The sequence below is a fragment of the Leptolyngbya sp. BC1307 genome, from assembly GCF_002286735.1.
GTDB lineage: Bacteria > Cyanobacteriota > Cyanobacteriia > Phormidesmidales > Phormidesmidaceae > Phormidesmis.
Window position 1 is genome coordinate 1 of sequence record NZ_NRTA01000094.1, and the last position, 5716, is coordinate 5716.

Consider the following 5716-nt stretch of genomic DNA (forward strand, 5'->3'; position numbering starts at 1 on the left):
TGTTTTACCTTCTGCTGCCGAATTCCCCGCTTTGGCAAGCTGCGTTTAGTGATTAGCTTTGAAACTGCACAGCTCACCGGGACTTACGCTGTGCTGCTGACCAATCGCGCTGACTGGTCAGCCAAACAGGTGCTCGCCAAATATTTACAAAGATGGCCGATAGAAACCTTTTATCGAGATGGAAAGCAATATCTCGGGCTTGATGAGTATCGGATGCGAACCTTTGAATCCATTCAAACCCATTGGACGTTGGTGTTCGTGGCTTACTCAATCTTGCACTTGGCTTGCTTGCCACCCCCGACAAAGGCTCCGGGCAAGCGCCCTACCCAGCTCACACAATCCATCGGGCAGGTCTGTCGCCAGCAATCGCAAGCGCTGATAGAAAAGCTAATCCTCTTTGCTCATGACTGTCTTGAACAGGGTGAATCGGCGTCGCAGGTGTTTGCCAAATTGTTTGACAAGCAGAATAAGGGGGTGCCTGCATGACTCGCTAGATAACGCCTCAATTATTTTTCTACCGTCAGAGCACAACACTCAAGTAACTACTAAATTTTTTCTTACGCTTACCTTGTACAACTCCTAAGAAACACAAACTAATCAACCCTGAAAAGCCTCGATTGTTGTCCCCATGGCGATAATTGTGTTTCTTTCAGGTTTATTGAATAGCCAGCAGTGCTGTTCGTGAGGGGCTGAGATCTTGCACCAATCTCGATAAGCGAACACTTCTCAATAAGCCAGATTTTGAACAGCTGAAATGCTTATTCTGCCGTTGAATTTTAGACAGTACTTTAGTGCGTATGTATTGGTGCAAGATCTAAGACATAAGTAAGATTGCTTTATAAAGGAGTGCTAAGACAATGAACATTATGAAAAAGTGCATGGCAGAGGCTGTCGGCACCTTTTGGCTAGTTTTGGGTGGCTGTGGAAGTGCTGTGCTCGCTGCTGCCTTTGTCGGCGGTGAGCTAGGCGGAGAGGTTGCTTTTCCTCTGGGTCTAGGATTTCTCGGTGTTTCACTAGCCTTCGGACTGACGGTACTAACCATGGCATATGCCATTGGTCACATCTCAGGTTGTCATCTCAATCCGGCAGTGTCTTTTGGCCTATGGGCCGGTGGGCGCTTCCCTAGTCGCGATCTGCTGCCGTACATCGTTTCTCAGGTTGTCGGCGCAATCGTAGCGATTGGCGTGTTGTATCTGGTGGCCTCTGGTCAGCCTGGATTTGATACCGCATCTGCGACTTGGGCGGCCAATGGGTTTGGTGAGCTATCTCCTGGTAAGTTCGGGCTGGGCGCGGCTTTCCTCACCGAAGTGGTGATGACCTTTATGTTCTTGGTGGTCATTCTAGGATCTACCGATGGCCGTGCGCCTAAAGGATTTGCCCCGATCTCGATTGGAATGGCGCTCACCCTCATTCATCTCATTAGTATCCCGGTGACAAATACGTCCGTTAATCCGGCGCGGAGTCTGGCACCCGCTATCTTTGCAGGGCCAGAGTACTTAGCTCAGGTCTGGCTGTTTTGGGTTGCGCCCATCGCGGGTGCGCTTTTGGCTGGCTGGTTTTATAACGGGGTGCTTGCGGAAGGCTACGAGCCTGACATTATTGGTGACACGGTGTCCGAGCAGCCAGCTGTGACCCCTGTTCGCCGATAGATCCATCCCGATCTAGCCAACAGACTGAGCTAATTGGCCGAACCAAAAGCGCCTCTAGAAAGTTTTCTAGAGGCGCTTTTGGCGTGGTTCAACCTGAGCTTCGCCAGGGTAACACTCTGAGTCAGGGGGAAATCCTTCAGAAGCTGATCTAGCTGCACTTTGAAGCTTTGATGCCTACCCAAAAGTGTAATCCTCGCTTGAACCACCTCAGTTTTTCGTGGTTTTTCTACCCCGTACAGTCAAAAAGTACCTAAACCGTATAGAGAAACCATGAAAACGATGACTTGCTTGATCGGTCAACCGCTTGCGGCTGGCCCAGTTTCGCCCGCTCTTGAGTCTGTGATGGCATTGCCCGAGGCGGTGCCCGTAGGGAGTGGGGGGAGGCGATCGCTCCGTCACATTTTGCTCGGTCACCCCGAAGACATCCGCCAGACCATTCACCTGCTGCACACCCTGCACTACGCAGAAACAGTCCTATGGACCCCAATCATGACTATAGAAGAGCCGCTGACGATTCCCCCCGCGCAAGGTGAAGCCATCAGCCTACTGCAAAAACTGGTGTAGATGAGGGGCCTTCTCCTTCAGCCCCTCATCTATTGAAATAGAAAAGGCTGCTGTAAAGGTGAAATGCCTGATCCCAGTGGCTGGGAGCCCGCCGGTCGATGTCGAGATTGGAGTAAATGGGGGGGAGCAGGCTGATAAACTCCAGGGCGCTTTCGCCGAAGCGGGTAAAGTCATTGGGGTGAGGGGCAGGTGTAGATGAGTCGATCTGAGCGAGCAGTTGGTTCCACTGAATGCGACTGTTGAGCTCGTTATGTTCGCTCAGAGCAATCCCTTTTTGGTATTGGTAGAGGCGATCGCACGCTCTCAAAACAATTTGCCTGCCCGCCAGGTGAAAATCTACCACCTGCGCATAATCTTGTACTTTCTCTTTATGGACTGTCTTACCCCAAGGCCCCAAATCTACCACCTGCTCAAAGATCGGCAGTTGCCCGTCCACTCGCTGACTAACTTCGGCCCAATCAAAGCCAATGGTACCCAGCTGACCCGCCGCATTTTTGCAGACGACGGTAGGCTGAGGTGTAAACGCTTTGAAGTAACAAATCTGAAAAGTCTGGAGCGCTTTGATATCGCTGACTTTAGCCGTGAGCGCTGGCGTATGGGCCTGTTTTAGAGTCTTAGCGTAGTAGCTGACTTCACCCCAGGGGCCAATACGATAGAGGCGAAAGCCACTGGGCGGCAGTTTTAGCTGGGCCGTGTAGAGATCGAGATTGAAGATTTGGGCGAGTCCGGCGATCGCCTGCGATCGCTCAGCAGGGGCAGGGGCCGCGACAGCCAAAATAGCCAACTCATCACCACCCGTTACTCGCTTAGCCTGCGCCAGCGCCTCAGCCTTTTGCACCTTTTGCCGCTGTTGAATGCGTCCGAGCCCCGCCCGAGCCTGGCTCATAATCTTGCCGCTGGGAGAGTGCTTCAGCAGCTTGAGATAGCTCTTTTCAGCGGCCTCTAGACGGTTCGTTTGCTCTTGCAGCAGAGCGGCATATAGCCTCAGCGTTGGGTTAGTCGGATCGCTACTTTGCCACTGCTTGAGCAGCCTAGTCACTTGCTGATAATCACCGACTTCTAGCGCGGCTGCCACTTGAGCTTCCATAGCGTTCTAACGTAGAGACCAAACCAGTGTTAGATTGCCCGTTTAGCCCGGATGTCTAGATTCGCTCAGGAAACCAGATATAGCCGATACGAATAGCAAAGGGTCATTTAGCTGCCACTCCACTACAGCGTATTGGGGTCAACCCCGAGTTCGCGAAGTTTGGCCGCTAAACGGTCGTTTTGCCGCTGAGTTTCTTGTGCGGCCTGCTGCGCTTCCTGGGCATCTCTCTGCGCTTCTCGGGCATCTTGCTGTGCTGCTTGAGCGGCCTCAACAGGCGTGAGTACGAGCTGATCTTCTGGGGTGAAGTAGCGAAGCTGAGAGTTGTAAATGCCCAAAAATAGCTGTAGCTGCTGACTCCAGAGATGACCGGCTTCATTAGGAGAAATAGGCTGATAAGTACCGCCAACCAAGATGAACCCCGCAAATTCTTGGGTATCTGGATCAACCCAGAAGTACTCAGGCATGCGAAAGGTATTTTGATAAAGCTCTTTTTTGGTCGTGCGATCAACCCGAGCAGTGCTGTCAGACAAAATCTCTACGATGACGTTGGGGTACTTGCCCTCTTCTTCCCACACCACCCAGCTCTTACGGGGGTAGCGTTCGGTGTTGAGCGCCACCATAAAGTCTGGCCCTCTAAAATCGCGAGTTTTGATTTTCTTAGGGCTGTAGTAGACTGTCATATTGCCCGAGGCATAGAAATCGTTGCGATCTTGCCAGAGCATATCCAGGCAGCTAATGAGCAAAAGCATTTGCCGCAGATGGAGATCTGATTCCATTTCGGGTTCGTCACTGTATATTTCGCTAGGCAGATAGGTGCCTGTTTGCGTTGTTAGATCCTGCGTGGCAACCATAGCGCTCAGTAGGGACTGGTTATCTCTAGTTTAGATCAGAATCCCAGCGTCAAAACCCCAGCGCTGGACTACAGCAATCTGAGCTGGCGGCTGTCTTCTTCGGCGATCGCGCTTTCCCTCTCATCGTCATCTGGCGCAACAATTGCTTTATCGCCATGCGGATCTTGGTTGAGCAATCCTTGAGCCGCTTCTAAAATGTCGGGGGCTAAGGCGCTCAAGTCTTCTCGATTATCTAAATACGACTGCAAGGCGCTCAGGGGTGAGAGCGAACTGTCTACCCCGAGTTCCGGCAGTCTGGGGCGAGAGAGCTGGCTGATCAGATGAGGCTGAATGGTGTAGCTGTGAGCCGCTTCCAACACTTCACTAATCGCGCCATTATCAATCTCTTCTACCTGATCGGCTCGCAGCTTGTAGATTAATCGAATAACTTTTTCTGAAATCTCTTCTCTTTGAATGGCCGTGAGCAAAGCCGCCTGCGGGTCTGCCTGGGCGGTCAGGTCGATTTCTAGCGTTTTAAACACCCGAGCGGGTAAAGGGCAAAATTCAGCGGCTGCGTTGCCCTTCGTCACCTCTAGTAAAATATAGCCTTTGTCTTCTTTCTCTTCGCTAAAGTCCACTCGCTCAATACTGCCAGGATAGATCGCCAGAGGAGACTGACACACTTCTTGGTAGCTATGCACATGGCCCAGCGCAATATAGTCAAAACAATCTCGCGCTAAAATCGCCATCGGCACCGTAAACCCTTTGCCCACCGCCAAAAATTTCTCTGCCCCATACCGGGCCGTATCTGTCATCAGATGCGCCAGCAGCACGGTCGGAATCTCTTTATCAAGCTGGCGAATCTCTTTTTCTAATACCACTCGCAGCCGGTCAATCAACAGTTCTCCGACTTCTCCCATCGAGAGACCCTGCGTTTCGGGGCGGGTGAGCAGCGTAGAGCGGGTCAGCCAGGGCAGAGTCATCACTTGCACCGGGCCACTTTTAGTCTTTATGCGGTGAGTGGTGAGCGTGTCGCCTACGATAAAGCCAGGAACGCCCAGCGTGCGATAGATGCAGAGACTAGCACCGCCCGCGCCCTGAGCGTGCTGATCGTGATTGCCAACCAGCAGCACGGTCGGAATATTCGCTGCTACCAATCGGCAAAATTCGCCTGCAAACGCCTGCTGTACGTAGGGGGGCGGCGTAGCATCGGGGAAGGCATCGCCGCCAAAGAGGACAAGATCGACTTGCTGAGCGATCGCACTATCCACACACCGTTTCAGCGCCAGCGTAAAATCTTCTAGCCGCGTATTTAGCCCCGTCTCTGGGTTAATGCGCCCGTGGCTGAAGCCGCCACCCATATGAATATCTGACAGATGCAGAATTTTGACCATTGCCGGTGCAGTCTTATGCGTACGATTCCTTCATCATGTCCCAATGCATGAGTCTTGGCAATTGTGAGAGATCTAAGCTCGACTTTATCCATTTGGCCAAATAGGAAAGCAGCAAGCACAATAGATTTGTCATAACCGGCTGGCTGCGAAATGGAAATACTAGAAGCGTTGGGACGATTTGCGCCACTATTC

The 5716-nt window shown here is 52.0% G+C and carries 6 protein-coding genes; 3 read left to right on the forward strand and 3 right to left on the reverse strand.

Annotated elements, in window-relative coordinates; genetic code table 11:
• The 3 genes from CKL79_RS21750 to CKL79_RS21760 all read left to right on the forward strand — a co-directional run.
• Window positions 1–486: transposase (locus CKL79_RS21750; protein WP_141242116.1), on the forward strand; the 486-nt coding region annotated here is incomplete at its 5' end.
• Between the two features lie 371 nt (window positions 487–857).
• The gene (gene aqpZ, locus CKL79_RS21755) at window positions 858–1649 is read left to right on the forward strand and encodes an aquaporin Z (protein WP_121971624.1); all 792 of its coding nucleotides are present in this window, start codon (window positions 858–860) and stop codon (window positions 1647–1649) included.
• Window positions 1650–1919: 270 nt separating this feature from the next.
• On the forward strand, window positions 1920–2213 hold the full coding sequence (locus CKL79_RS21760; RefSeq protein WP_121971625.1) for a hypothetical protein: 294 nt from the start codon (window positions 1920–1922) through the stop codon (window positions 2211–2213).
• A gap of 25 nt (window positions 2214–2238) precedes the next feature.
• Here the strand turns inward: CKL79_RS21760 and CKL79_RS21765 are convergent, their stop codons facing one another.
• From CKL79_RS21765 to sbcD, 3 genes are all read right to left on the reverse strand, one after another.
• Entirely contained in the window at window positions 2239–3300 is a 1062-nt protein-coding gene (locus tag CKL79_RS21765) for a tetratricopeptide repeat protein (protein WP_121971626.1), read from the reverse strand.
• Window positions 3301–3422: 122 nt separating this feature from the next.
• Window positions 3423–4151 carry a Uma2 family endonuclease gene (locus tag CKL79_RS21770; RefSeq protein WP_121971627.1) on the reverse strand — a complete coding sequence of 243 codons (729 nt, stop codon included), beginning with the start codon at window positions 4149–4151 and terminating at the stop codon, window positions 3423–3425.
• 68 nt (window positions 4152–4219) lie between these two features.
• Window positions 4220–5524, reverse strand: coding sequence for an exonuclease subunit SbcD (sbcD, locus tag CKL79_RS21775; protein WP_121971628.1), 1305 nt, complete (start codon window positions 5522–5524; stop codon window positions 4220–4222).
• Between the last annotated feature and the right edge of the window lie 192 nt (window positions 5525–5716).